The sequence below is a fragment of the Lentzea sp. NBC_00516 genome, from assembly GCF_036346835.1.
GTDB lineage: Bacteria > Actinomycetota > Actinomycetes > Mycobacteriales > Pseudonocardiaceae > Lentzea > Lentzea sokolovensis.
In genome coordinates this window covers 5668989-5694158 of the sequence record NZ_CP107840.1, presented here as the reverse complement: position 1 = coordinate 5694158, position 25170 = coordinate 5668989, and the positions used below count along the sequence as shown (strand labels likewise).

The 25170-nt window shown below is 69.1% G+C and carries 20 protein-coding genes; 12 read left to right on the top strand and 8 right to left on the bottom strand.

What is annotated here, in order from left to right:
- Positions 1–81: 81 nt before the first annotated feature.
- Positions 82–1146 carry a DUF2786 domain-containing protein gene (locus OG205_RS25235; protein WP_330270555.1) on the bottom strand — a complete coding sequence of 355 codons (1065 nt, stop codon included), beginning with the start codon at positions 1144–1146 and terminating at the stop codon, positions 82–84.
- A 62-nt stretch (positions 1147–1208) separates the two neighbouring features.
- Between OG205_RS25235 and folP the strand changes: the two genes are divergently transcribed.
- Genes folP through OG205_RS25220 form a run of 3 tightly spaced genes read left to right on the top strand, consistent with a single transcriptional unit; the run spans position 1209 to position 3319 of the window.
- Positions 1209–2033 carry a dihydropteroate synthase gene (folP, locus tag OG205_RS25230; protein ID WP_330270554.1) on the top strand — a complete coding sequence of 275 codons (825 nt, stop codon included), beginning with the start codon at positions 1209–1211 and terminating at the stop codon, positions 2031–2033.
- Between the two features lie 14 nt (positions 2034–2047).
- On the top strand, positions 2048–2986 hold the full coding sequence (locus tag OG205_RS25225; protein ID WP_330270553.1) for a hypothetical protein: 939 nt from the start codon (positions 2048–2050) through the stop codon (positions 2984–2986).
- Positions 2987–3034: 48 nt separating this feature from the next.
- The gene (locus OG205_RS25220) at positions 3035–3319 is read left to right on the top strand and encodes a hypothetical protein (RefSeq protein ID WP_093598851.1); all 285 of its coding nucleotides are present in this window, start codon (positions 3035–3037) and stop codon (positions 3317–3319) included.
- On the opposite strand, the gene OG205_RS25215 is transcribed toward OG205_RS25220, so the two are convergent.
- Entirely contained in the window at positions 3276–4328 is a 1053-nt protein-coding gene (locus tag OG205_RS25215; RefSeq protein ID WP_330270552.1) for a cytochrome P450 family protein, read from the bottom strand. The two genes, OG205_RS25220 and OG205_RS25215, sit on opposite strands and share 44 nt — an antisense overlap.
- A gap of 99 nt (positions 4329–4427) precedes the next feature.
- Here OG205_RS25215 and OG205_RS25210 point away from each other — a divergent pair, with 99 nt between their 5' ends.
- Complete coding sequence (locus OG205_RS25210; protein WP_330270551.1) at positions 4428–6695, top strand: helix-turn-helix transcriptional regulator; 2268 nt, start codon at positions 4428–4430, stop codon at positions 6693–6695.
- Between the two features lie 32 nt (positions 6696–6727).
- Positions 6728–7873: an exonuclease domain-containing protein gene (locus OG205_RS25205; RefSeq protein WP_330270550.1), complete on the top strand. Its 1146-nt coding sequence runs from the start codon at positions 6728–6730 to the stop codon at positions 7871–7873.
- Between the two features lie 222 nt (positions 7874–8095).
- Here OG205_RS25205 and OG205_RS25200 read toward each other — a convergent pair whose 3' ends face one another.
- From OG205_RS25200 to OG205_RS25190, 3 genes are read right to left on the bottom strand one after another with little or no spacing between them, the layout of a single operon-like run.
- Positions 8096–11869 (bottom strand): SbcC/MukB-like Walker B domain-containing protein, encoded by a 3774-nt coding sequence (locus tag OG205_RS25200; RefSeq protein WP_330270549.1) that lies wholly within the window; start codon positions 11867–11869, stop codon positions 8096–8098.
- Entirely contained in the window at positions 11862–12932 is a 1071-nt protein-coding gene (locus tag OG205_RS25195) for a TIGR02678 family protein (protein WP_330270548.1), read from the bottom strand. Before OG205_RS25195 ends, OG205_RS25200 begins: the two co-directional genes overlap by 8 nt.
- Complete coding sequence (locus tag OG205_RS25190; RefSeq protein WP_330270547.1) at positions 12929–14332, bottom strand: TIGR02677 family protein; 1404 nt, start codon at positions 14330–14332, stop codon at positions 12929–12931. Before OG205_RS25190 ends, OG205_RS25195 begins: the two co-directional genes overlap by 4 nt.
- A gap of 368 nt (positions 14333–14700) precedes the next feature.
- Between OG205_RS25190 and OG205_RS25185 the strand changes: the two genes are divergently transcribed.
- The 5 genes from OG205_RS25185 (at position 14701) to OG205_RS25165 (ending at position 20901) form a co-directional block, all read left to right on the top strand.
- The gene (locus tag OG205_RS25185) at positions 14701–15312 is read left to right on the top strand and encodes a hypothetical protein (protein WP_330270546.1); all 612 of its coding nucleotides are present in this window, start codon (positions 14701–14703) and stop codon (positions 15310–15312) included.
- A 117-nt stretch (positions 15313–15429) separates the two neighbouring features.
- Positions 15430–16749, top strand: a complete 1320-nt coding sequence (locus tag OG205_RS25180; RefSeq protein WP_330270545.1) for a purine-cytosine permease family protein — start codon at positions 15430–15432, stop codon at positions 16747–16749.
- Between the two features lie 9 nt (positions 16750–16758).
- Positions 16759–18297 carry a hydantoinase/oxoprolinase family protein gene (locus OG205_RS25175; RefSeq protein ID WP_330270544.1) on the top strand — a complete coding sequence of 513 codons (1539 nt, stop codon included), beginning with the start codon at positions 16759–16761 and terminating at the stop codon, positions 18295–18297.
- A 10-nt stretch (positions 18298–18307) separates the two neighbouring features.
- Complete coding sequence (locus OG205_RS25170; RefSeq protein WP_330270543.1) at positions 18308–19369, top strand: DUF917 domain-containing protein; 1062 nt, start codon at positions 18308–18310, stop codon at positions 19367–19369.
- Positions 19366–20901 (top strand): helix-turn-helix domain-containing protein, encoded by a 1536-nt coding sequence (locus OG205_RS25165; protein ID WP_330270542.1) that lies wholly within the window; start codon positions 19366–19368, stop codon positions 20899–20901. The genes OG205_RS25170 and OG205_RS25165 overlap by 4 nt, the downstream gene beginning before the upstream one ends.
- Positions 20902–20903: 2 nt before the next feature.
- Here OG205_RS25165 and OG205_RS25160 read toward each other — a convergent pair whose 3' ends face one another.
- Both OG205_RS25160 and OG205_RS25155 read right to left on the bottom strand, forming a co-directional pair.
- Positions 20904–21971 carry a sensor histidine kinase gene (locus OG205_RS25160; protein WP_330270541.1) on the bottom strand — a complete coding sequence of 356 codons (1068 nt, stop codon included), beginning with the start codon at positions 21969–21971 and terminating at the stop codon, positions 20904–20906.
- A 125-nt stretch (positions 21972–22096) separates the two neighbouring features.
- Positions 22097–22798, bottom strand: coding sequence for a class I SAM-dependent methyltransferase (locus OG205_RS25155; protein WP_330270540.1), 702 nt, complete (start codon positions 22796–22798; stop codon positions 22097–22099).
- Between the two features lie 157 nt (positions 22799–22955).
- Here OG205_RS25155 and OG205_RS25150 point away from each other — a divergent pair, with 157 nt between their 5' ends.
- A complete protein-coding gene (locus OG205_RS25150) occupies positions 22956–23135 on the top strand; it encodes a hypothetical protein (protein ID WP_330270539.1) in 180 nt (59 codons plus the stop codon).
- A gap of 136 nt (positions 23136–23271) precedes the next feature.
- Entirely contained in the window at positions 23272–24807 is a 1536-nt protein-coding gene (locus tag OG205_RS25145) for an ABC-F family ATP-binding cassette domain-containing protein (protein WP_442916585.1), read from the top strand.
- Here the strand turns inward: OG205_RS25145 and OG205_RS25140 are convergent.
- The gene (locus OG205_RS25140) at positions 24767–25138 is read right to left on the bottom strand and encodes a nuclear transport factor 2 family protein (protein WP_330270537.1); all 372 of its coding nucleotides are present in this window, start codon (positions 25136–25138) and stop codon (positions 24767–24769) included. The genes OG205_RS25145 and OG205_RS25140 overlap by 41 nt on opposite strands.
- Between the last annotated feature and the right edge of the window lie 32 nt (positions 25139–25170).

Sequence of the window (25170 nt, the reverse complement as noted above, 5' to 3'; positions counted from 1 at the left end):
GGGGTCTGACTCTTTTTCCGGGGTGAGCCTCCGGAGAGGCCGTTGGGCGGGGGAGTTCACTCGAAGGGGTGGGGGCCACGCCTAACCCGACGTCACGGCGCTTCGCCCGGTACCGATGTCGGCGCGGTCTGCGGCCGCACGCCCCGCACCCCAGCCCGCGGCTGACCGCACCGTCACGCGTGAGGTGCGCGTACGCGTGAACATCTGCTCGAACAACGTGTCCACGGCCTGCTTGCGGTCCGCGAGCACCGGCAGCAGCCGCTCGTCCGAGACGATCGGGTCGTCCGGCGAGACCGGCGCAGCCGTCATGGCCTCCAGCCGCTCCCCGATCCGCGACGCGTACGCCACCAGGAACGCCTTCCGGAACGGCCGTGAGCGCGCCTCGCTGCCCTTCCCGGCCGGTCCACCGATGGCCACCATCGCCCGTGTCGCCTGCACGAGCAGGGACGTCGACAGGAGTTCCACGCTCTCCAGGTCCACTTCGTCACCCACGAGAGCGATGAAGCCGAACCCGTCGTAGGCCACTGCCCGCGACCGGAACGCCTCCGCGACCACGTGCACGAGCTGCGCCTTCTCCTTGAAGTAGCTCTTGTCCAGCCACATCCGCCGCGACGTCGCCTCCGCCGGCAGGTCCGCGTCGAGCATCGCCCGCTCCAGCGCGTGCCGGTTCATCAGCTCCTGAGCCTTGGCCGACAGCGCCTCCGCCTCCTCGGGGAACGCCGTCGACTCGGCCTTCGCCAGCAGGCCTCGCACCCGGTTGAGCACCTTCGGGTCCAGCCCCGCGCGCACGGCGAACATCAACACGTCGCCCGGCAACGGCAGGATGTGCGGCAACGAAGGCAACCGCCCGAGGAACTTCAACAACTCGGCGGCCGTGCGGTTCGCATACGACATCGTCTCGATGTGACGCGTCGCCCACGCCTCGATCAGCGGCCCCTCCCACCACACCGAGGCGCCGATCTCGTCCAGCTGACGCTGCCACCGCGGATGCACGGTCGCCTCGGCATGCGGCGAACAGGACAAAGCGATCACGTCCACCACGAGGGACGAGGCCGACTCGTCGAGCGAACGCGACACGATCTCGCGAAGGTCGTACGGCAGCCAGCCGCGCTGCCAGAGCGCGTCGACCGCTTTCACCAGTTCCACGCCATTCAGTATGAGACGTCCGCCATGTGCAAAGGACGGGGACCACCTGGTAGACACGGGATGTGATCGAGCTCCAGTTCCGCGGCCGGACCGTCGTCCGCGACCACGCGCTGGTGATGGCGATCATCAACCGCACGCCGGACTCGTTCTACGACAAGGGCGCCACCTACGCCGAGGACGTGGCCATGGAGGCCGTGCACCGCGTCGTGGACGAGGGCGCGGACATCGTGGACATCGGCGGTGTGAAGGCAGGCCCCGGCGATCTGGTCGACTCCGGCGAGGAAGTCCGCCGCGTCGTGCCGTTCATCACCCGCGTGCGCGACGCCTACCCGGACCTCATCATCAGCAGCGACACCTGGCGCGCCGACGTCGGCCGGCTCGTCTGCGAGGCCGGCGCCGACCTGCTCAACGACACGTGGGCGGGCGCGGACCCGCAACTGGCCGAGGTCGCCGCGGAGTACGGCGCCGGCTACGTCTGCTCGCACACGGGCGGTGCGCGGCCCCGCACGCGTCCGCATAGGGTTAGTTATCCGAACCTCGTCGCGGACGTCATCGCGGAGACGACGACGCGCGCGGAACGGGTGGTCGCGCTCGGTGTGCCTCGCAAGAGCGTGCTGATCGACCCCACACACGACTTCGGCAAGAACACATGGCACAGCCTCGCGCTGGTGCGGCACACGGACGAGCTGGTGGCGACCGGGTGGCCGGTGCTGATGGCGTTGTCCAACAAGGACTTCGTCGGGGAGACCCTCGGCGTGGAACTGCACGAGCGCGTCGAGGGAACCCTCGTCGCGACCGTGATCGCGGCGTTGGCGGGCGCCGCGGTCTTTCGCGCGCACGAGGTGGCGCGCACCAGACGAGTACTCGAGTCCGTCGCTCGACTCTGAGCTGGAGGTAACAGGTGGACGACGTCTTCGCCCGGTTCTCGGACGACCGGTGGGACGACTTCCTCGACGAACTCGACAAGATCCGCGTGAGCGTGGTGGATCCCGCGGAACTGCAGCAGATGAAGGTGACCGCGCGCCGCGACGCACGGGAGGCGGGCACTCAGCCGTTGCTCGTGCGGATGGCCCTCGCGGATCACTACCTGAACCTGCTCGCCGTCGGCGTGTGGGCGGGCGACGAGAGCTGGCGTGCCGATCTGCGCGACCTGGTCGTCTCTCTCGTGCCCGAGGACGACGAGCCACGTGACGACGCCTTGTTGAGCTCTGTCATCGCCGTGGTGCTCGCACAGCTGCTGCAGGACGCACGGCTGCGCGGAGGTTCTGAGGCCGACGTCATCGCACGGTCGGCGTGGGAGAAGGCCCAGGAGTGGGCGGCCTACGCGGAGGACCGTCACGTCGAACGGCTCCTGCACGCCTCCACGGAGGCCGGTGCGCGCGTCGTGACGGAGTCGGAGGTGCGGGAGGTCATCGAACTGGCCACGGCCGCGGCGGACGACCAGCACGCCGAGACGATCGCCGCGCTGGAGACCGAGGGCTTCACCGCGGAGTTCATGAACGGCGTGTGGGTGGTGGAGGGCGAGTTCCGCAACGCCGTGCGGGCCGCTGCGCGCGCGATCACGCTCACGGGCCATGGCTGCGTCCTCGCGCGCAACATTCGGTCATCGGCCGTGATGTTGTGGCACGAGAACACTCTCGCCATGGCGGACTCGAAGGTGCCGCGCTGGCGCGTCTACCCGATCCTCGCGCCCGTTACGCCGCAATCGAAGTTTTCCGGAGGTGAAGGTCTCCCGTTCACCCGCGAGACACACCCGTTGGCACCCGCTCCGGAAGTCGTGCGCCGGTTGGCCGACGCCGTTGGTGTCAACCTGTCCCATCTGCTGGCTGCATTGCGGTGAAAGGGTGATCTTTGCCTTTCCGCTACCTCGACTCGTTATCTTGGTGTCATGCCCAGATTTGCCGAGTTCGATGTGGAAGGCCTGCGTAAATCCAGCGCCGTCGCCGACTTTCCCTGGTCAGAGACGTGGGTCACGTTGATCCGCGTTGATGCCAAGGGAGTTGTGCGGCAAGCCAAGTCGTTGACCGAGAAAGCTTCTTTGCTGACCGTCGCGTCAGACAAGGACCTGGTCATCGCGTCCTGCCCCGAGATTTACGCGGTCGACGACCTGGTGGCGGCTCGTGCCGCTGTCAGGGCTTCGGTCGCACGCGAAATGATCCCAAGCCTCGGATGAATGACTCCCGCCACTCGGGCTCAGCGGCGAGCACGAGTTCCGGGAATCGTCGAAGGAGCGTTCCGAACGCGATCTCGCCCTCGACACGTGCCAGCCGCGCCCCCACGCAGTAGTGGATCCCGTGACCGAACCCGACGTGTGGGTTTCGACCCAGCTGCAGCACGTCCGGATCGGGGTACCGGGACGGATCCCGGTTCGCCGCCCCAAGTGAGACGGTGACCTGCGAAGATCTCGGAATCGTGACCCCTCCGATCACCACGTCGGCAGTGGCGACACGACCCAGACCCAGCGCGAACGGACCGTCGTGGCGCAGGAACTCCTCGACGGCCTCCGGAATCAGGATCGGATCGTCGACCAGCGACCGCCTCAGGGCGGGATCGCGCAGCAGGGCGAGCAGGCCGCTGCCGATGAGCTGCGAGGTCGTCTCATGACCTGCTGTGATGAGCAACACAAGGGTGCTCACGAGGTTCGGTTCGTCGCGGAGCTCGGTGATGACGTCGTCACCGGGCTCTTTTCTGTGCACGAGGTCCTGCGCGTAGGCGGCGAACCTGCCGTAGGCCTCGGCCATGGTCGCCGGTGAGAGCAGCTCCGCGGTCAGCTTCTGGACCTCGTCTCTGTCCTCTTTGGGCACACCTAGGAGTTCACATATGACAGTGATCGGCAGCGGATAGGCGAACGTGTCGATGACGTCCACCTCCTCCGCGTCCTGCCACGCGTCGAGCAGCTCGTTGGCGATCTCCTCGATGCGTGGCCGTAGCGCTTCCATCCGCCGTGCGGAGAACGCGCGTGTGATGGGCTTGCGCAACCGGGTGTGCTCCGGCGGGTCGGTGTGGTTCAGCATGCCGCCGGGGATGATGGTGCTGCTGAGGCAAGGGTGGCCGAGCGCCTGCACGACGTCGTCGTAGCGGCTGATCATCCATGACTGCTGGCCGTCCGGGGTCTCGATCAACGCGGGCCCGCGCTCGCGCCACTCGTCGAAGTACGGGGTCGGATCGGTGTAGAAGCTCATGCCGTCATGGTGTTGTTCGCGCTGGTCAGAGGCATGAGTAGGCGATCACCCATCTTGGCGGCGCGGATCACCTAGCCTGACGGGGTGGGGTGGCCGTTCGTGGGGAGGGACGCCGAACTCGCCGCGGTCCGCCGTGCGGTGCGTGGTGCGGGGCTGATCGTGGCTGGTCCTGCCGGCGTGGGCAAGACGCGGTTGCTGGACGAGGTCGGGTGCGACGTCTGGTTGCGTGCGACAGCGGCGATGTCGGAGATTCCACTTGGTGTGATGGCGCCTTTCTTGCCGTTGGTTGATCCCTCGCCGTTGGCGATGTTGACCGCCGCACGGACCGCGTTGCGCGATCGCGTCGTGGTGGTCGACGACGTGCATCTGCTCGATGGCGCGTCGGCAGGCCTGTTGCACCAGCTCGTGCACCATCGGGAAGCCGTCGTGGTGGCGACGCTGCGGTCGGGTGAGCGCGCACCGGATCCGGTGGTGGCGCTGTGGAAGGACGAGCTGCTGCCGCGCATCGAGCTCGAACCGCTCGGACGCGCCGCGGTCGTCGAGGTGCTGGAGACCGTGCTCGGCGGCGTGCTGGACAGTGCGACGGCCGATCGACTGTGGACGGCGTCAGCAGGAAACATGTTGCTGCTGCGAGAGATGCACTTCGCCGCGCAGTGGGTGTCGCACGGCGGTGTGTGGTCGTTGGACGGTCCACTGCCGTTGTCGCCACGGCTCGTGGAGTTGATCGAGGCGCACCTCGCCGCGGTGCCCGCCGAGGAACGCCGGGTGCTGGAGCTGCTCGCGTTCGGCGAACCGCTGGACCTGGCCGCGTCGGAGGCGTTGGACGGGCTCGTGACCGTGACCGATGAGGGACTGAGGCTCGCGCATCCGTTGTACGGCGAGGTGTTGCGCGCGCAGTGCCCTCCTCTGCGCAAGCGCAACCATCAGCGGTACCTGGCTTCCGTGCTCGACGATCCGTTGCGAGTAGCCGTGTTGCGGCTGGACAGCGGTACGGCGGACGACCCCACACAGTTGCTGCGGGCCGCTTTCCTCGCTGCTTCAACAGGTGGAGTCGTTCTGGCAGAACGGCTCGCACGTGCCGCGTGGTCCGTCGGTGGTGGCGTGGAGGCCGCACGGCAGTTGGCCTACGTGCTGGTGTTCACGGATCGTGCGGAGGAGGCCGAGGAGCTCTTCGCACGGGTCGCGACCGACGACGACCCGATCGAGGTCCGCACCATGCGCGCGATGAACCTCGGATGGGCGCTCGGGCGCACCGAGGAAGCCGCGGAGATGATCGTGATGCCGGCGGGCCGGGCCGCGCTCCTGTTCTTCGCCGGCAAGTACGACGAGGCTCGTGCGCTGCTCTCGTACGCCGATCCAGCCGAAGCGGCGATCCTCGCGATGATCGACGTGGTGCAGGGCAGGTACACGGGACCGTTCCCGGTCGTCCCGCCGAACCCCGACATCGGGCTGGGCGCCGAGATGAACGCGTTCTCCGAGGTGTTCGTGCACGCCTTGCACGGTGAACTGGCTCGTGCGGAACGTCTTGCCGTGCAAGCGCATCGGGAGAAGGCCGAGTGGGATTCCATGCGGTCGAGCTGGGCCGTTTCGTGTGCCGGGTTGGCACGGGCGGGTGGCCGTTTGCTCGAAGCACGGCGCCTGCTGCGAGAGGCACGGCCCGTGCAGCCGTTCGTACGACTCTGCGAACTCGCCCACGTGGAGGCGTTGCTGGGCAACGACGCGCGTGCGCTGCTGGCGGAGGCGGAAGAGCTGGCGCCGCCGGGGATGCGCCCGTACGGCATCGGGCTGTGGCAGGCGCGAATCTGGGCCGGTGGGACGTCACCTTTCGAGGCGGTGCGGGACGCACGGGCGCACAGCGAGTTCGCCGCCGAGGCGGTGTTCCTGCACGAGGCCGTCCGGCTCGGGCGCGCCTCCGACGCGCTCGAACGGCTGCGGGAACTCGCCGCCACGACGACCGGGCTGCTGGTCCCGGTGTACGCCGCACATGCGGAGGCGTTGGTGCGCAACGACTCCACCGCGCTGGAAGAGGTGGCCGCGCGGTTCGAGGAGGCCGGGTACGTGCTGTTCGCGGCCGAAGCTGCTGCCGCGTCGGGCAATCGGGCGTTGTTCGGGCGGCTGGTGAGGCAATGCGAGGGCGCACAAACGCCCGCGTTGGCGAGGATGACGCTGACGCCACTCACCCGCCGTGAGCGCGAGGTGGCCGTGCTGGCCGCACGGGGCCTGACGAACAAGGAGATCGCCGAGTCGTTGGTGATCTCCGTGCGGACCGTCGACAACCACCTCTCCAACGCCTACGTGAAGCTCGGGATCGCGACCCGCGGTGAGCTCGCGTTGGTCCTTACGGATGACCTCGGCGTACGGGGATAACGCGCGGCACGGGTCCGAACGACAGGTCCGGCATGAGCAACGGGTACGCGGTCGTCGACGTCGAGACCACCGGACTTTCACCTGGTCAGCACCACCGGGTGATCGAGGTCGCCGTCGTGCACCTCGACGCGTCCGGCCGCCGGGTGGACGAGTGGTGCACGCTGGTCAACCCGCGCCGCGACCTCGGCGCCCAGCACGTGCACGGCATCAGCGCCGCGGACGCCCGGCGCGCGCCCGAGTTCGCCGGTGTCGCCGGTGAGCTCGCCGCGAGGCTGTCGGGACGGGTGCTTGTCGCGCACAACCTGTCGTTCGACCTGCGGTTCCTGCGGGCCGAATTCGCGAGGCTCGGTCACGAGCTCTTCGCGGAGGGGCTCTGCACGATGGACCTCGCCGGCCGGTATCTCGGTGCCTCGTCACGGTCGCTCGCCGCGTGCTGCGAGGTGGCCGGCGTGCCGATGGGCACCGCGCACTCCGCGCTGCACGACGCGCGGGCGTCCGCGGGGCTGCTGGCGCGTTGCCTGGACCGCGTCGGGGGCGTGGAGCCGGTACGTCTGACGGTGCCACGAACCCTGAACGCGTTCGCCGTGCAACGCAGCCATCCCCACGGAACCGAACAGCACTTCCTGGCGAAGCTCGTGCGGCTGCTGCCTCGGGTGGACACCGCGTCGGGCGACGAGTACCTCGACGTGCTCGACCGGGCGCTGGTTGACCGGCACCTGACGCTGGAGGAACAGGAAGAGCTGCTCGAAGTGGCTCGCGCGCTCGATCTCGGCCTGCCGCAGGTGATGGAGCTGCACCGCGGTTACCTCGCCGCGCTCGCCGACGCCGCCTGGGAGGACGGCAGGGTGACCGCGGACGAGGAGGCGGACCTGCGGCTGGTCGCGTCGTTGCTCGGCGTGGACGTCGGCGACGCGCTGCGTGGGCCGGTCCGGCTCTCGCTGGGGGATCTCGTCGTCTTCACCGGCCAGATGCGCGAAGGCCGTGACGTGTGGGAGAACCGGGCGCTGTCGGCCGGGCTCACCGTGAAGGCCGGCGTGACGAAGCGGACCGCGGTGGTGATCGCGGCGGACCCGGACTCCATGTCGGGCAAGGCGGACAAGGCGCGCACGTACGGGATTCCGGTGGTGTCCGAGAACCTGTTCGCCGGTCTGCTCGGTCAGCTGAGCGGGTCGGCATGAGCGCGATGGACCGGGTGGCCGCGCGCCGGTGGCACACGAAGCGAGAAGGCCCGCTGGACATGAAGGAGAAGGGGCCGGACCTCTACCTCGTACTGGCCTGAAGGTTGGCATGCAGTCCAGCGTGCGCACGGAACTGTGGGACGCCGCGGAGATCTATCCGCGGCGCAACCCGTCGTTCCCGCTCACTTCCGAACAACGCGAACTGCTTGCATTGCTCGGAAGTTAGTCATCGGCCGTGAGGCTGTGCCCGTCCCACGTGAAGCGCACGGTCGTCACGGCGTCGTCCCCATCGGTGCCGGTCGTGAGCTGGTGGATGGCGATGCCGGTCAGCTCCCGGTAGTCGCACCACTCGTGGTCCGACGTGAGCACCAGGTCGAGGTCGAAGTTGACCAGCAGTTCCAGCAGCTGGCCGCGGTTGGTCGCGTCGACGCCGACGAAGACCTCGTCCAGCAGGATCAGTCGGGGTGCGGTCGGCGTGGCGTGGTAGTGCGCGGCCGCCGCGGCGAACAGCGGGAGGTGCAGCACGATGGCCTTCTCGCCGCCGGACAACGCGCCGTGCACCCGTTTGGTGACCGGGACCCAGCCTTCGCCCCTGTCCACCTTCACGACGAACTGGTGCCACGTCGTGTAGTCGAGCACCTGGGCGAGTTGTTGTTCCCAGCCCGTTGCGGAGTCGTGTGCGCGTGCTTCTTCCACGCGCTCACGGAAGAACTGGTGCAGCAGCTCGCGTTCGTCGTCGTTCAGGTCCGATCGCAGCAGGAGATCGCGCGCCTCTCGGGTGCCCGGCGGTAGCTGGGGATCGACCTGCCAGTCGAGCTGTACGCGGATGCCGGACGCGGTTTGGACGCGCTCCAAGCGTTGGTTCATGGTGGCGACCAGCTCGGAGGCGCCCTGGATGCGTTGGGCGATGTGCCTTCGGGTGTCGCCGGTGAGGGTCTGGTCGAAGAGGTCGCGTTCGACGTCCGTGATGTGCGTGCGCACGCGGTCGCGTTCTGCCTGCAACGTCTGCAGCAGGGCCTGCGCACCCATGCGCGCGCCGTCCAGCGTCGCGGTCAGAACTGTCACGTCGTCGTCGGGGTCGAGCGACAGGTCGATGCGGCCCGCGAGTTGCTGCCGGGCCTGGTGCACGGCGAGACCGAGGCGGGACTCGAAGTCGCGGATCAGGCGCGGATCCACCACGTCCTCGGGCACCTCACCGGCGTCGGCGGGAAGGTGTCCGCTGGTCAGGTGCCGGTAGCGGGCCTCGGCCGCGTCACGCGCGACGGTGGCCTCGGCGGCACGGGAGGTGTCGATCTTGCGCTTTTCCTCCAACGTGCCGAGTGTGCGCGCCAGGCCGGTTTGCTTGTCCTGCAGCGTTTCGCGTTCCTCGGCCAATGCGAGTGCCTTGGTGCGCAACGTGATGAGCTGCTGGTCGAGGGCGTGGAACTCGGAGCCCGCGGACCGTTCGACGGTCTCCAGCGTGATGGCGAGGTCGGCGGCTTCCTGGTGACGGGCGGCCGACGTCTCCTCTGCCTCGTCGGCCAGCGTGCTGCTCAGCGAGGCACGGTTGCCGGCGTCGAGCGACAACGCTTCCGCGGCGAAGGCGTCGTGACGGTCGTCGAGCCAGCGGTGGCCCGTCGTGCCGAACGCGGACAGCGCCTCCACGTCGGGCACCTCGGTGCTCAGGCTGTGCCGGGCGACGGCGGCCTCCGCCTCGGCGACCCGCCCGGTCGCGGCCGCGACTGCGTCCTTCCTCGCCGCGCACCGCAACTGGGCCTTCGTGCGCTGGTCCTCGGCGATCTCGATCGGGTCGGCCGAGGGCTGCCTGGCCAGTTCGCCGGCCAGGGTCGCCCGGCGCACCGCGATCTGGTTCAGCGCGGCGTCCACACCGGACAGATCGGTGGCGAGCTGCTCGATCAGGCCGGTGAGCTCGGCGATGCGCCCGGCGCGGGCGCGTTTGCGCGAATCGGCGCCGATGTAGGTGGGCAGGGGCTTGGTCCAGCGGCCGTGCGCGTTGGCCAGTCGCCACGTCCCGTCCGCGCCGATCGCGATGGCGTGGCCGGTGGCCGTCTCGCCGAACGCAATGCCTTCCAGGAACCGGTGACAGCGCTCGTCGTCGGTGACGAGCACCTCCAGCAGCGTGTAACCGGGAGCGGGAGGCGCCAGCGTCGGTTCGACGAAACGGTCCTGGGTGGGGAGGCCGAACGAGTTGTCCGCCGCGAGCCACGCGTCGAGCAGGCCCGAGGCCTCCAGCGCTGCCTCGACCGCACCGCACACGGCCGTTGGCGTGCCAGGGCGGAAGTCGACCAGACGCCACAACGGAGCGCCCGCGGCGGAAACGCGGTAATCGTCGGCGCGCGTGTACGGCGCGGGCGGCGGCACATCGACCTGATTGGCGAGCTTCTCGCGGATGGAGTTGTACTGCGAGAGCTGGCCGTTCAACGCCGTGCGCGTCTCGTCCAGGCGCGCCTCGATGCGGCTGAACTCCTCGCGGGAGAGAGCGGCGGCCTCGACGATCTCGCTGTGCTCGGACACGCTCAGTTCAGAGCAGCCGTGTGCCCACGTCTCGAAGTCCGCTCCGAACTTCGCAAACGCTTGCTCGAACGCCTGCTGCGCCGCGATCTCCGCTTCCGTGGCTAGTTCGAGCTCGTCACGGGTTTCCTCAAGCCGTTGGCGTGCGGCGTCCCGTGCGTCGACAGCTCTCTTGTGCGCGGCGACGGCCCGCATGATCGAAGTGATCTCGGCGGAACGGGACTCGACGGCGGCGGTGAGCAGCTGCCGTCCCGCCCGTGCGTCGGCGCCCGACTCGATCTCCTCGAAGACCGACGGCATGCCCGCCCGTTCGGCGGCTTCCCGTGCCTGCACGGCGGAACGCCGCAGCTCATCGGCTCGTGCGGCCGCGTCGGACTTGGCCTGCGCGGCCTGTTCTTCCTCGGCAACGGCCCGTGCGCGCAGTTTCGCGGCGTGCCCGGCGGCCTCCGACGCGCGCAGGGTCGCGGCGGAAAGCTGCTGCCGCAACAGGTCGAGCTGCTTGCCCTCCTGGTACGCGGGCAGATCGGAGATGCCGGAGATCTCCGCGTCGACCGCGCTCGCCTCGCGTCCCAGCGCCGTGAGCTGGTCGAACGCCTCGTCGGTCAGCGTGATCTGGCGCTGGTAACGCCGTTCGCTCATCCGCGCGGCCCGCGTCAGGTCCTCGAGCTGCTCGGTCGTCGACTCCAACGTCCTTGCAGCCACTCCAAGAACGCGCTGGGCGTAGACGCGCTGGACGTCCGCGAGCCGTTCGGCGGTGGCGATCTCCTCGTCGAGGCGCCGCAGCCCTTCGCGCCGTCGGTCGAGCCGTTCGAACCCCTCGGCGATCTCGGTCAGATCGGACTGGTCCAGCGGCGGAAGTGCCTTGGACAGCAACGAGGACAGCACGCTCGGGTCGAGCCGTTCGGACAGCTTCGGCGTGCGCAGCTGCAGCAGCGCGGTGATCAGCGAGTCGTACCGTTGCTCGGTCACGCCGGGGAACAACGTCGTCCGCACCGCGTGGCGGTAATCGGCCGGTGAGGCGTGTACAACGCCGTGTTCACCAATCGCCGCAACGAGATCCGTCTTGGTCAACGGGCGCCCGGCCTCGTTCACCAGCGCCAGATCGCCGACCCGCAGCGACGTCGTGAAGTACGTGGCGTTGACGTTCGACGTGTTCGTAGTGGCCTGGAGCCGCGCACCGCACGTGAACCACTGCTCGCCGTGCTGGAACTCCAGCCACACGTAACCGACGCGCGTGCTGCCCTGGTTGCCCTCGCCCATGAGGTTCCAGTGCATCGTGCGGTCCGCGCTGCCGAACGTCGACAGCCGGTGCGGACGCAGGTTCGCGTCGAACAGGTACGGCAGCAGCAGCTCGAGCGCCTTCGACTTGCCCGTGCCGTTGGGGCCTCTGAGCAGCAGTCTGCCCTGGTAGAACGAGAAGATCTCGTCGTAGTAGCGCCAGACGTTGATGATGCCGGCGCGGCTGGGTTGCCACCGGTCAGTCATTGAGCTCCTCGACCGCGTACCTGGCTGCGGCGGGCAGCCTGTGAACGGTGCCGTTCTTCGTGCGTGCGAGTCCGAACATCTCGAGCAGTTCGAGCCCGTCCGCCGTGAGCCTGCCCGCGCCACCGTCCGACTGGTAGGCGTTGGCCCACGTGCGGAACTTCGTGAGCAGCTCGCGTGTCTCCTCGACCAGTTCCTCGGTGGTCGCCGGACCTTGTGCCAACCGGTCGAGCAACAACAACGCGGCGACCTTCGCGTTGTTGTCGTCGTCCGGGAACCTCGTGTCCGTGGCGATCGCGTCCGCATCCACCACGAGAAAACCCTCGGCGCGTTCCTCCAGCGTGCAACCGGCGAGCCCGACGCCCGTCTGGACGACCTTGCGCCCGGTCGGCGAGGCCAGGAACGCCAGCTGGCTCGCGTTCAGATCTTCCTTGTACACCACGGGGTCGTCGATCAGCCTGCGCATCACGGAGTGTCGTTGCCACAGGCTGCGGTGCGCGTTGTCATAGCGGGTCTCCCGGGTGAGGTCCCCGACCGTGTCCACTGTGGAGGGTGGCGCGGGTGCGGCCAGCAGGCGTGTGATGAGCGTCGGGTCCGCGCGGACCTGCTCGTCGGTCTCGACCGCGCCGTGTTCCTCGAGGAACGTCAGCACGTCGTTGAACGCGTTCCGGTCGCTGCGCCTGGCCGGGTCGAACTGGACGCCGTCAGTGGCCGCGTGCTTCGTGCGCGTCGTCAGCTCGTCGAGCGTCATCGTCGGCGTGGTCAGCAGTTCCGCGCACACGAGACACAGCAGGATGTACCGCCGCCGATCGAACGCCGGTCGCGTGCGGTCAGGCCGTTGCGTGGTCTTGAACAGACGCGCGTATCCGGCACGTGGCTCGACATGGACCCGCCAGCCGCAGTAGTAGTCGAACCACTTCACGATCGGTTCGCGGCGCCTTCTGATGAGGTCGAACCCGTCGTGGTCCAGCGTCGCCGTCAGCAACGGACGCACGAGCAGCAGACGAACACCACGCGCCACCTCTTCGCTCTCCAGCCGTGCGAGCTGGTTCCCCGTGCGGCTCATCGGCTCTGCACGTCGATCACGTAGTCGGGCCCGCTCAGCGTGCCCTTCTGGGTGGTCATGGTCGCCCAGCCACGCGCGTTGCGCAGGTTGATCTGCATCCGCCCGTCACTCGTGCCGGCCGTGCGCGTGCCGGTGCTGTCCGGATCGCTGCCGAGCGCCCGCCCGACCAGGTCGATCAGCCGGTGGAACGTGTCGTGGTCGAGGTTGGTGAGCGTCGAGATCCGGACTGCTCCGTCGGTCTGGATCTGCGACCAGGCGTATTCGAGCTCCTCGCGCTCCTTCTGCGCCCGTTCCCGGCGGTTGCGACGCACCTCGTCGACGTTGCGAACCTTGCCGGTGGCACCGATGTGCTCCTGCTTGCCGGTAGCGCGCAGCTGCGGCGACACGGGCACCGGCGGCGTGTTGTGCCACGCCTCGCCGCTCGGCATCAGTTCCCCGTCGGTGTGCGCGAGGTGAGCGTGCCGAGCCGGCCACAGTCCGAACGCGGCGTTGAACAGCTCGTGCGCCTCGTCCTCGGTCTCGGTCCGCGCGAACCACCGCGCCAACGCCCTGAAGTCGGCCGCGGTGTTCGTCGGCTTGCGCTGCTCGCTGATCCGGTCGAGCACCCGCAACAACTGCACGATCGCCTTGCGCGACACGTCCTGCAGCTCGTCGACGCGCGGCGGGTTGTCGTGAAACCAGCTCTTGAGGTTGCTCCAACGCTCTTTGCGCTGCTGAAGCCACAGCTCGTCGCTCTGGTGGAGCCCGGCGCCGTTGCGCGCGCGTTCGTGCAGTTCAGTCGCGTCGATGCCCGCGATGGTCTCGCGGATCTTCTGCTTGCGCGCGTCCAGATCCGCGATGAAGTCACGCAGGTAGGTGATCGTCGTGCGCTTGACGTCCTGGAACGTGGCGAGGTCGGTCTGCTCGTCCCTCAGGAGCCTTTGCAGGTCCGCGTTGAACCGCGTCGTGCCGGTCTCGAAGGCGTCGATGTGCCCTTCGAGCTGGGTGAGCGCCGTGAAGGCGCCGCGGTCGTCCAGCGGCTTGGCCAGGTCGTCGAGGTGGGCCGCGATCGCGTCGAGCACCGCGGTCTGCAGCGAACCGTTGCCGCTGAGGGTGTCGAGCGCGTGTTTGAGGCCGGCGCACGCGGCCTCGCCGAGTTTGGTGAGCCCGTAGCGGTGCTGCGTCGCGTCCAGCAGGCCCCAGCCACGGAGAGCGTTGAGGGACGTTTGGAGCTCGTCGTCCGTCACCTGCTCGGACCAGCCGACGTTCCTCAGCCGTTGCTGCACGTCATCGGCCGTGAGGACGGTCTGCAGGCGCTCGTTCGCCACCCCGAACACGCGCATCACCGCAGTGTGCAGCTCCGCGTGGGCGGTCGTGGTGAAGCGGAACAGGTCCGCGGGCACCGGTGGGAACGTCGTCACCTGTGCCACCGTAGCTGGCGTTGTAGGGCTTTCGGGTGACAGGGCGGGCGCCGGATTCCCGTGACGGAATCCAGGTACCGACCGGGGAGCTCGTGCCATCGGCAGGTGGAAACGGAAGGCCTCCTTCGCGAGGTGGCCGTGGAGCTGGAGCCCGCACACCCTGGAGTGGCTCGCGGCCGGTGCCGAGTCCCCGCCGGCTACCTGACGAACAAGGTGCGCCGCGCTCACCGGGAGCAGTGGTGACTGCCAGGGGATCGCGGGCAGGTGGTGATCACGATGGGGTGATCCCCGTGGTGGCGTTGATCGACGAACGGCTCGCGTTGGGCTGTTCGGCCTAATCTCCCGCCATGCGGACGAGGCTGACTCCCATGCAGCAGGCGGTGGTGGACGCCGGGCGTCCGTTGCCGCAGCTGACCGATCCGTTGGAGGTCGAGCTCCAGGTCAGTTCGTTCGCGGGGCCGTTCGCTGACAACGAGGAGTTGTGGGAGGTCGTCGTCCGGCATCTGGAGGAGGTGCCGAGCCGGCGTAGTGCGGCGCTGTTGACGGCGCTCGGGCATTTGCTTCCTGGGCGGTCCGGGGTGTGGGCGCAGGAGGCGGCTCGGCATCAGGACGAGCCTCAGTGGGATCTGGGAGCGCTCTCATTTGGGGAATGCTGGATTGGTGACCGGTCGATCGACGCGGGATATCTGGCACTGCTGTGCAGTTATTCGTACGGGGAGTCGCCGCACGCGATGGTTTTCATGATCGACGAAATCAGCGGCAGCCTCACGCGGCATGCGTTTCTGACTCGTCAGGTCGAGGAGGCGCTGGCTCGGCTGAGGGAGGAGATGCGGTTGGAGCTGATCACCCCGGTGGCGGCTCACTGGCTGCTCAGCCGCAGCTACGACCGGTTTGAGCGGCGGCCTGGGCTCGGTGTGAGCATGGACGTGCACCAGACTCGGCTGGTGGCGCGCAGGCGGATTGCGCTGGCGATGAATTAGCGGTGGCCTGTGCGAATCGCAACGTGGTGATTCATCCGACTGTGCAGAGTGTCTGTAGCTCGATCGTGGCTCGGCTATTACTGTCCGGGTTGTCGATCACAGGGCGGAGGGATGATCATGACCGCTCTTCTCGGGCGCGATGATCAGGCTCTCAGTCGTGTCCCTGACCAGGCGCGGCACCCTTGGTTGTCGGTCGCGACCCAGCGCTTCGGACAGACGACCGCGCTGAGTCAGTTGCTGCTGGGCGCGACCCTCGGCTTCGGCATGACGTTCTGGGACGCGTTCATCGCGCTCACGATCGGGGCAGTGCTTCTCAACGCCGTGGCGATCACTGTCGGTGTCATCGGGCAGCGGGAAGGTCTTTCCACGGCCATCCTCACGCGGTGGACCGGCTTCGGGCACGCCGGGTCGGCGGTGCTCGGGCTGATCATCGCCCTGTCGTGCACCGGGTGGTTCGGGGTGCAGACGGGGCTGGCCGGGGCAACGCTCGCCGGGGTGGCCGGGGTGTTGCCGGCGCCGGTGTGGTCGCTGCTCTTTGGCATCGTTGTCACGGTCATCGCTGCCTACGGCGTGCGGTGGATGGCGTGGACCTCGTACGTCGCGGTGCCCGCGTTCCTGGCCCTGTTGCTCTGGCTCGTGCTGACCAACGTCAACGATGTCAGCGCTGCTCTCGCCGGTCCGGCTCCGGGGCCGGCGATCGGGATGCTGACCGCGATCACGCTGGTCACCGGCAGTTTCATCGTGGGCGCGGCGATCGCGCCGGACATGACTCGCTTCAACCGCAACGAGTGGGACGTCGTCAAGCAGACCGTTCTGGGGATCACGCTCGGCGAGTGGGTCATCAGCCTCGCCGGGGTGGTGCTCGCTCGGGGGGTCGGCACGACCGACGTCATGGGCGTCATCAGTTCGTCCGGTGGCTGGATCGGCGCGTTGATCGTGGTCACGGCGGTCTTGAAGATCAACGACTGGAACCTCTACTCCGCCTCGCTCGGGATCGTGAACCTCGTCGACGCCGTGTTCGCCGTGAGGATCAGCCGGGCGCAGGTGACGATCATGGTCGGGTGCGCGGGCAGTTTCCTCGCGGCGGCGGGGATCGTGCACCAGTTCAGCCACTTCCTGGTGTTGCTGGGTGTGGTGTTCCCGCCCGTCGCCGGGATCATGGTCGCCGAGTACTACGTCGTGCGGCGGTGGCGCAACGAGATCATCTCCACGCGGCCGTACGTGCCGCGGTCGGCGCCTTCGTGGGTGCCCGTCACCGTGGTCGTCTGGCCTGCCGCGGCCATCGTGGGTGAGCTGTTGCCGTTCGGGCAGTCCAGTGTGAACTCTCTCGTGCTCGCGTTCGCGCTGTACGTGTCCGCTGGGCGGTTGGACCTCTTGAGGATGCGGACGCGACGAGCCACCAACCGTAAGGTGGTCGGGGAAGCGACGGCCGCCTGAGGGGTGCACATGCACATCGGTATCGACGTCGGCGGCACGAACACCGATGCCGTTCTCGTCGAGGGCCGTCGGGTTCTGGCCGAGTGCAAGGCGACGACCACGGCCGACGTGACCACGGGGATCATCAAAGCGGTCAGCGGGCTCGCGTTCGACCGGTCGGCCATCAAGGCGGTCATGATCGGCACGACGCACTTCGTCAACGCCGTCGTGGAGGGCCGCGGGCTCGCCCGGACGGCGGCGGTGCGGCTCGGACTTCCCGCCACCACGGCACTTCCGCCGTTCGTCGACTGGCCGGAGCAGCTGCGGCAGGCCATCGGCGGGCACTCGTACCTCTGTCACGGCGGCCACGAGTACGACGGCAGGGTCATCTCGCCGCTCGACGAGAACGAGCTGCGCGCGGTGGCCGCCGACATCGCGGCCAACGACGTGCGGTCGGTCGCCATCTCGTCGGTGTTCTCGTTGGTCAGCAGCGACTTCGAACGCCGGGCCGCGGAGATCCTCACGGCCGAGGTGCCGGGCCTGCTGGTGAGCTTCTCGCACGAGATCGGGCGGCTCGGCCTGCTGGAGCGGGAGAACGCGACGATCATCAACGCCGCGCTGCGCGTGCTCGCCGAGCAGATCGCCGACGGGCTCACGGAATCCCTGAGGGCACAAGGCATCGACGCCCCGCTGTTCCTCAGCCAGAACGACGGCACGCTGATGGACCTGGAGTACGCGCGCAGCCACCCGGTCGCCACGTTCGCCTCCGGGCCGACGAACTCCATGCGCGGCGGGGCGTTCCTGTCCGGGATGGACGACTGCGCGGTGATCGACATCGGCGGCACGACGACGGACATCGGCATGCTGCACAACGGTTTCCCGCGCGAGGCCTCGTCCGAGGTGCTCATCAGTGGCGTGCGCACCAACTTCCGGATGCCCGACGTGCTGTCGGTCGGCCTCGGTGGCGGCAGCGTCGTGCGGCAGGAGCAGGGCAACGTCCAGGTGGGGCCGGACAGTGTCGGATTCCGCCTGTCCCGGCAGGCCCTGGTGTTCGGCGGCGCCACGCTGACGGCGACGGACGTCGCGGTCGCGGCGGGCCTCGCCGACATCGGTGACCCAAGACTGGTGCGCCACCTCGACCGCACGCTCGTGCGGTCCGTGCTCGACCACGTCCGCGACAGGATCGCCACGCAGGTCGACCGCATGCGCACGAGCCCGGCGCCGTTGCCCGTCGTGCTGGTCGGCGGCGGCAGCGTCCTCGTACCGGACGGGATCGAGGGCGTCAGCGAGGTCGTCCGGCCCGATCACCACGCCTTCGCCAACGCGATCGGCGCCGCGATCGCGCAGGTCGGCGGCGAGGTCGACCGGGTGTTCACGATGGAACCGAGGCGGCGCGACGAGGTGCTCGACGCGGCCCGGCAGGAGGCCGTGGACAAGGCCGTCGCGGCGGGTGCCAAGGCCGACAGCGTGCGGATCGTCGAGGTCGAGGAGATCCCGCTGGCGTACCTGCCGGGAAACGCGAGCCGGGTGCGGGCGCGTGCGGTGGGTGATCTGCTGCTCGGCCACTAGGGTCACGCGCATGCACCTGCTCCGGTCCGACGAGGTGGACCAGCTCGCCCTGGGCGTGGTCGTGCTCGGCAGCGGGGGCGGGGGCGGCGAGCAGGAGACCCACGCGTTCGCCGCGATGCTGCGGCACGAGATGCGGCAGAGCGGGCCGGTCACGGTGCTGTCGCCGGAGGAGGCCGATCCGGACGGCTACGGCGCGCGGGTCGGGCTGATCGGCGCACCGACCGTGATGATCGAGAAGCTGCCCTCGGGCCGGGAGGCAGAGGAAGCCCTGAAAGCGTTGCAGGCGCAGGACTCCACGCCCGTGACGGCCGTCATCGGGTGGGAGATCGGCGGGTGCAACGGCCTGTTGCCGCTGATCCTGGCCGCACGGCTGGGGTTGCCGTACGTCGACGTGGACGGGATGGGGAGAGCGTTCCCACGGGTCGACCAGACGACCTACGACGCGGCCGGCCTGCCCACGACCCCGTTGGCCATCACCGAACCCAGCGGCAACCGCGCGGTGCTCGACTCGACCGGTATCGAGAAGCTCGCGCGCACCGTGATGGTCGACTTCGGCGGCTGGGCGATGATGGTCGCGAAGCCGTTGAAGCTCGCGGACGCGCTCAAAGCGGGCATAACGGGCTCGCTCGCCCGTGCTCTCGAACTGGGCGGGATCTGGTCGCAGCACACGGTCTCCGTCGCCGAGAGAGCCAAGGCTTCCGGCGGTTTCCTTGTCACGCGGGGAAAAGTCGTCGAAGTGTGGCGGGAGTCGGTCGGGGACTTTCCGCGCGGAACGGTGGCGCTGCGGCGGCTGGACGCCGACGATGCGTACGTGCGCCTGGAGATGCAGGGTGAGTACCTCGTCGCGCTCGCGGACGGCGAGCCCCTCGTGACGACGCCGGATCTGCTGTGCTGCCTGGACGCCGAGACCGGCCACCCGCTGTCCACCGAACGACTCAGGTTCGGCGCGGTCGTGGACGTGGTAGCGCTCCCATCGCCAGCGCAATGGGTGCGAAGAGAGATGCTCGGAAGGGTCGATCCGCGGGCGTTCGGCTACGACCTCGACTACGTCCCCTTCCGGGCCGCCGAGTGATCGACGACGCCGACTCCCTGACCGTGCGCGATCTGCTGGAGATCGGCGTGCTCGGCGACGCGACCCTGCTGGCGGGCCAGCGCGGCGTCGGCACCGAGGTCGTGGACGTGCGGCTGGCGGCGGACATGACGGCCGTCGAGGCGTGCTCGGCGGGCGACCTGGTGATCCTGACCGGGCACCAGCCGTACCTCGTCGAGGTGGCGTTGCGCCGGGCCTACAGCGCGGACGTGCGGGCCGTCGTGCTGGTGCGGCCGTCGACCGGCTCCTACCAGGCTCCGTCCACCGCGACGATCTCGTTCGCGAACCGGCTCGGCGTGCCGCTGCTGCAGATCGACGCGGACGACCCGTTGCTGGTCGCGGACGCGTTGCGCACCGCCGTGCGACGTCCCGAGGTCGCGGCGGCCCGCCTGCTCAACGCCGTCACCGCGCGGCTGGGACGCAGCAGGCCCGATCCGCGTTCGGTGATCACGATCCTGTCCGGCGAGCTGCACGTGACGTGCGCGGTGATCAGCGCGGACGGCACCGCGATCGAGGGCGTCTCCCCTCCGGGCCTGCCGCCGGACCTGCTGGCCGGCTCCGTCGCCGCCACCGTCGAGCTGGCCGAGGGCTTCGCCGTGGCCGTGCCGGTGGAGACCGACCGGACCGGGCACGTGCACCTGTGGCTCGTCTCGCACGCCGGCGGCAGCAACAAGCGCTGGGCCGAGACCGTCCTGCAGATCAGCCAGGTCGCCTCGTGGGCGCTCGGCAACTGGGTCGCCTCCGAACGCCTCGAAACCGAGCGCCGCGCCCGTTCCCGCGGCTCACTGCTGTCCGAACTGCTCGCCTCCGGCGACGACGTGCCGCCGCAGCTCGTGCAGCAGGCCGTGCTCGCCGGGTGGCGGCTCGACGGCTGGCACACCGGCGTCCACATGGTGCCGAACCCGCCCGCGCCGGACGCGCTCGACACCGCCAACACCGAACGGCTGCGCGTCGAGCTGTCCCGCCGCGGCCTGCACGGCCAGCTGGTCGAGGGCGCGGAGGGCTGGTCGTTCTGGCTCACCAACGACTCCGAGCCGCCGCAGTCACAGCACCGCGAGCTGGCCACGAAGATCGCCCAGGTGCTGGGCGGCTGCACGCTCGTCGCCGGCATCGGGCGCCCGCACCACGGCGTCTCCGGTGTGGGCAGGTCACTGGCGGAGGCGCGCGAGGCCGCGGCGATGACCGGGGCGGCGAAGGTCGTGCACATCGACGAACTGGGCGTCCGGCGGCTGTTGTCGATGGCGGCCGAGACGCCGGCACTGGTCGAGCAGGCCGCGCGCCTGCTGGACCCGCTGGCGGGAGTGGAGGACGGGCAACTGCTGCGCACCCTCGCCATCTACCTGGACGAGGAGTCGGTGACGTCGTCGGCGGCCGTGCGGTTGAAGGTGCACCGCAACACGGTGGCGCAGCGGATCAACCGGGCCGAACAGCTGCTCGGCGTCAGCCTGCTGAACCCGGACGAGCGGCTCGCGGTGCATCTGGCCTGCAGGGCGGTCCGCGCCTCCGACGAGTGAGGTCAGGTCGGCACGAACGCGGGTAAGACGGCGTCGACCTCGAAGCCGCCGTCGTCGGTCGGGCCCGCCGTGAGGGTGCCGCCGACCATCTCGACGCGGCCGCGCAGGCCGAGCAGACCGCTGCCGGAGCCGGGCAGCACCAGGGCGGGGACCGCGGACGGCCTGGTGTTGCGGATGACCGCGCGGACGCTGCTCGGTCCACAGTGGATGGTGATCTCGGTGTGGGCGCCGGGAGCGTGCTTGTGGACGTTGGTCAGCGACTCCTGGACCACCCGGTACATCGTGCGGCGCACGGCCGGCGAGATGGTGTCGGCGTCGCCGTGTTCGGTCAGGGTGATCTCGAGGCCGGTGGCGGCGGAGTCGGCGACGAGGCGGGAGAGCCGGTCGGGCAGCACGTCCGGGATGCGCGCGGCACGGCCGGCCCGCAGCACGCCGACGAGGTCGCGCAGTTCGGCCAGCGAGTGGCAGCCGGCGGCGCGCAGTTCCTCGGCGGCTTTGCGCACGTCATCGTCCTTGGCGGCCATGCGCAACGCACCGGCGTGCAGCACCATCAGGTTCAGCCGGTGCGTGACGACGTCGTGCATCTCGGCGGCGAGCCTGGTGCGTTCGTCGGCGCGTGCGTGCTCGGCCATCAGTTCACGTTCCCGCTCGGCGAGCGCCTCCACGAACCGGCGCCGCTCGCCGAGGTGGAGGCCGGTCAGCCCGGCGATCGCGATCAGGCAGGGGCCGACGAGTCCGTCCGGGAACGTCCACATCGCGGAGCCGGCCAGCCACGCGAGGGCGTGGACGGGCACGAGCCAGCGGTGCCTCGTGGTGTGGGCGGTGATCGAGTAGACGGACACGACCGAGGCGAAGGTCGGGGTGAGGAGCGTGAGGAAAGCGATTGCCGAACCGGACGCGACGGGATGGGTGCGCCGCCACCACAACGCCGCCGCCGCGAGCAGGTGGACCGTGACGTAGAACGTCGTCCCCGCGGCCACGAGATGGGACGGCGCGGGCAGCGCGAACTCGCGCCCGATCCCCAGCGCTGCCACGAGCAGCGCCAGCGCCAGCTCTCCGGCCCGTGTCACGCGAGTGACGATACTGCCGGTTTTGTGCCCTGGATCACCTACTGGAGCAGGGCGTTGACCCTACTTTCGCAGGTGGCGACCACCGACTTTTCCGCCTGCCGGACGCCCGCGTCCGTTGGCTGCACTTACTTGCGGAACAGCGCCGTCCACAGGAACGACTTGCCGAACGCGCGGGAGTCCGGAGGCTCCTCGGTCATGCGGCGGAGTTCGACCTCGGTGAGGTCCTGGAAGATCCAGCGGAGGTCGTCCGGGGAGTAGCCGACCCCGCCGGACAGCCCGGACTGCCGGTACAGCTCCACGTCCGGCGTGGCGGTGCCCTCGTCCGCGGTGAAGCAGGTGAGGGCGAAGTGGCCGCCGGGCCTGAGCACGCGGTCGAGCAGCGCGAGATAGCCGATGCGGCGGTGCGGTGGCAGGTGGTGGAAGCAGCCCGAGTCGTAGACCAGGTCGTACGAGCCCTCGGTCGCGAACGCGTCGCCGTGCCGGAACCGGACGTCGAGGCCTTCGGCTCGTTCGTCGGCCCACCTGATGGCGGTGGCCGAGATGTCCACGGCATCGACCTGGAACCCGTTGCGTGCCAGGAAGAGGGCGTTGCGGCCGGGCCCGCAGCCGACGTCGAGCGCCCTGCCCGGACTGATCAGGCCGCGTTCCAGATAACCGGCCAGATTCTCGTCCGGCTTGGCCACGAAGAACGGGACCTCGCGCGTGCGGTCCGCGTAGAAGCCGTCCCACCAGTCGCCCGCCTGAGCGGTCCAGCGGTCGGCTTCCGGCGCGAACAACCCGTCCAGCAACGCCATCACGTCGTCGATCGTGCGCACGTTCCGTTGCACTCAAACCCCCAGGTAGATGCCCTGACAGTCTACCTGGGGAAGGGGTCAGAGGCCGCCTTCGCTCAGTCGCTTGCGGTAGCCGCGGGCACCCTCGGAGCCGACGTTCTCGTGGAAGTCGAGGCCGCCGGGGTTGGTCTGCACGGTCGCGATCACGGGTTTGCCAGGCCACTTGGAGGCGCACCGCGACAGGGTCTCGGCGTACGTCAGCTCGTTCCAGTTCGGGTTGCCGTACCAGGTGTTCGGGTTCGTGGTCTTGTTCGGCGAGAGGGCGGTGCCGCAGATCTTGGCGCCGGGGAACGTCTCCCGGATGCGGTCGATCGTGACGCTCAGGTTGTAGCCGTACGCCCACGGGTCGGCGACGCGGATGTATGTGGTTGCGGCCTCGTACGGTGTATGGCAACATCGGTTAGGTGATCTACTGACCCCGCTTCCAGCGCATCCGTGTCCGAATTCCTTCGGCGGTGGGGGTCACCGTGTCAGCTCAGTTGACGATCAAGAAAATCACCAGGAACTACGCGTACAAGCGCGTGCTCGACGACATCTCCCTGACGGTCCGGCCGGGCGAGAAGCTCGGTGTGGTCGGCGAGAACGGCTCCGGCAAGTCGACGCTGCTGCGGTTGATCGCCGGGCAGGACGTGCCGGACGACGGTGAGATCACCGTGGTGGCGCAGGGCATCGGCTATCTCGGGCAGGTGCTCGACCTGCCGGAGGACGCGACCGCCGGCGACGCGATCGATGCCGCTCTCGTGGAGATTCGCCTGCTGGAGCAACAGATCGCGGCGGCTGCTGTGCGGGAAGAACTCGACGAGCTCGGCGATCTGCTCACGGCGTTCGAACTGCGCGACGGCTACTCGGCCGACGCACGGGTCGAGGCCGCCATGTCCGCACTGGGCCTTGGCGATGTCGGCCGCGAGCGCAGGCTCGGCACGTTGTCCGGCGGGGAGCGGGCCAGACTGGCGCTCGCGGGCGTGTTGTCGGCCGAACCGGAACTGCTGCTGCTCGACGAACCCACCAACCACCTCGACGACCAGGCACTCGCCTGGCTGGAGAGCAAACTCAAGCAGCACAAGGGAACGCTGGTCGTGGTCACGCACGACCGGCTGCTGCTGGAACGGGTGACCACCGCGATCGTCGAGGTCGAGAACAGGACGATCACCCGCTACGGCAACGGTTACGCGGGCTACGTCGCCGGGAAGAGGGCGGCGCGGCAGCGGTGGGAGCAGGCCTACGCGGAGTGGATCGGCGAGATCGGCCACTGGAGCGAGTGGCGCGGCACGACGGCACACCGCGTCGCGCCGGCACGACCGATCCGGGACCACAACAAGTGCAAGTACAACGGCGACGGCCGCCGTGTGCAGGCGTCGATCAGGACGCGGGTGCGCAGCGCGTCCGAACGGCTGGAGCGGCTGCGCGCCGAACCGGTGCCGAAACCGCCGGAACCGTTGCGTCTCAACGCTCCGCTCACTGCGGCGGTGCGCGAGGGCACCGTTCTCGAGTTCGGGGAGCTGACAGTCGAGGCCGGGCAGCGGTTGCTGGTGACCGGACCGAACGGCGCCGGCAAGTCGACGTTGCTCGACGTGCTGGCGGGTGCTCTCGAACCTGCTCACGGCACGGTCGTCCGCAACGGCGTCATCGGGTATCTGCCGCAGGAAACCGTTGTGCGTGAACCGAAGCATACGGTCCTGAAAGCGTTCGGCGGGAGCGCGGACGAGCTCGAAGCGCTGGGTCTGCTGCGCAGAGAGGACTTCGGCACGCCAGTCGGCGCGTTGTCGGTCGGGCAACGGCGGCGGCTCGCGCTCGCCCGGTTGCTCAACCGGCACTCCGACGTGTTGTTGCTGGACGAGCCGACCAACCACCTGTCGCTCGCGCTGGTGGAGGAGCTGGAAGCCGCGCTGGAGAACTATCCCGGCGCGGTCGTCGTGGCATCGCACGACCGGTTGCTGCGCCAGCGGTGGCAGGGGGAGGAGCTCAGAATGGCTCGTAGCAGTCGAATGTCTCGACAGCGCTGATCAGCCCGTCGCGCGTGTCCACGAACTGTGCGATGTGCGCGACGAGCCGTTTGCCGTCCCGCAGCACACCGGTCCAGGTCAGGCGCAGGATCGCGGTGTCTCCGGAGACCAACGCCGAGTGCACGTCGTACTTCTGGCTCGCCAGCAGACCGACGCCCTTCTCCGAGTTCGCGAGCATCTCGGCCAACGGCGTCCGCGCGCCGTTCGGCTTGATCAGGTTCGGACGTTCGACGGTCACCGCGTCGGCGGTGAAGTGGTGGCGCAGCGCGGAACCGGACTCCCCGGCTTCGAGTGCGCGGTGCAGTGAGGTGGCAGCGGCAACAGGGTTCATGTCCACAACCATAGTTGTACAACCGTGGTTGT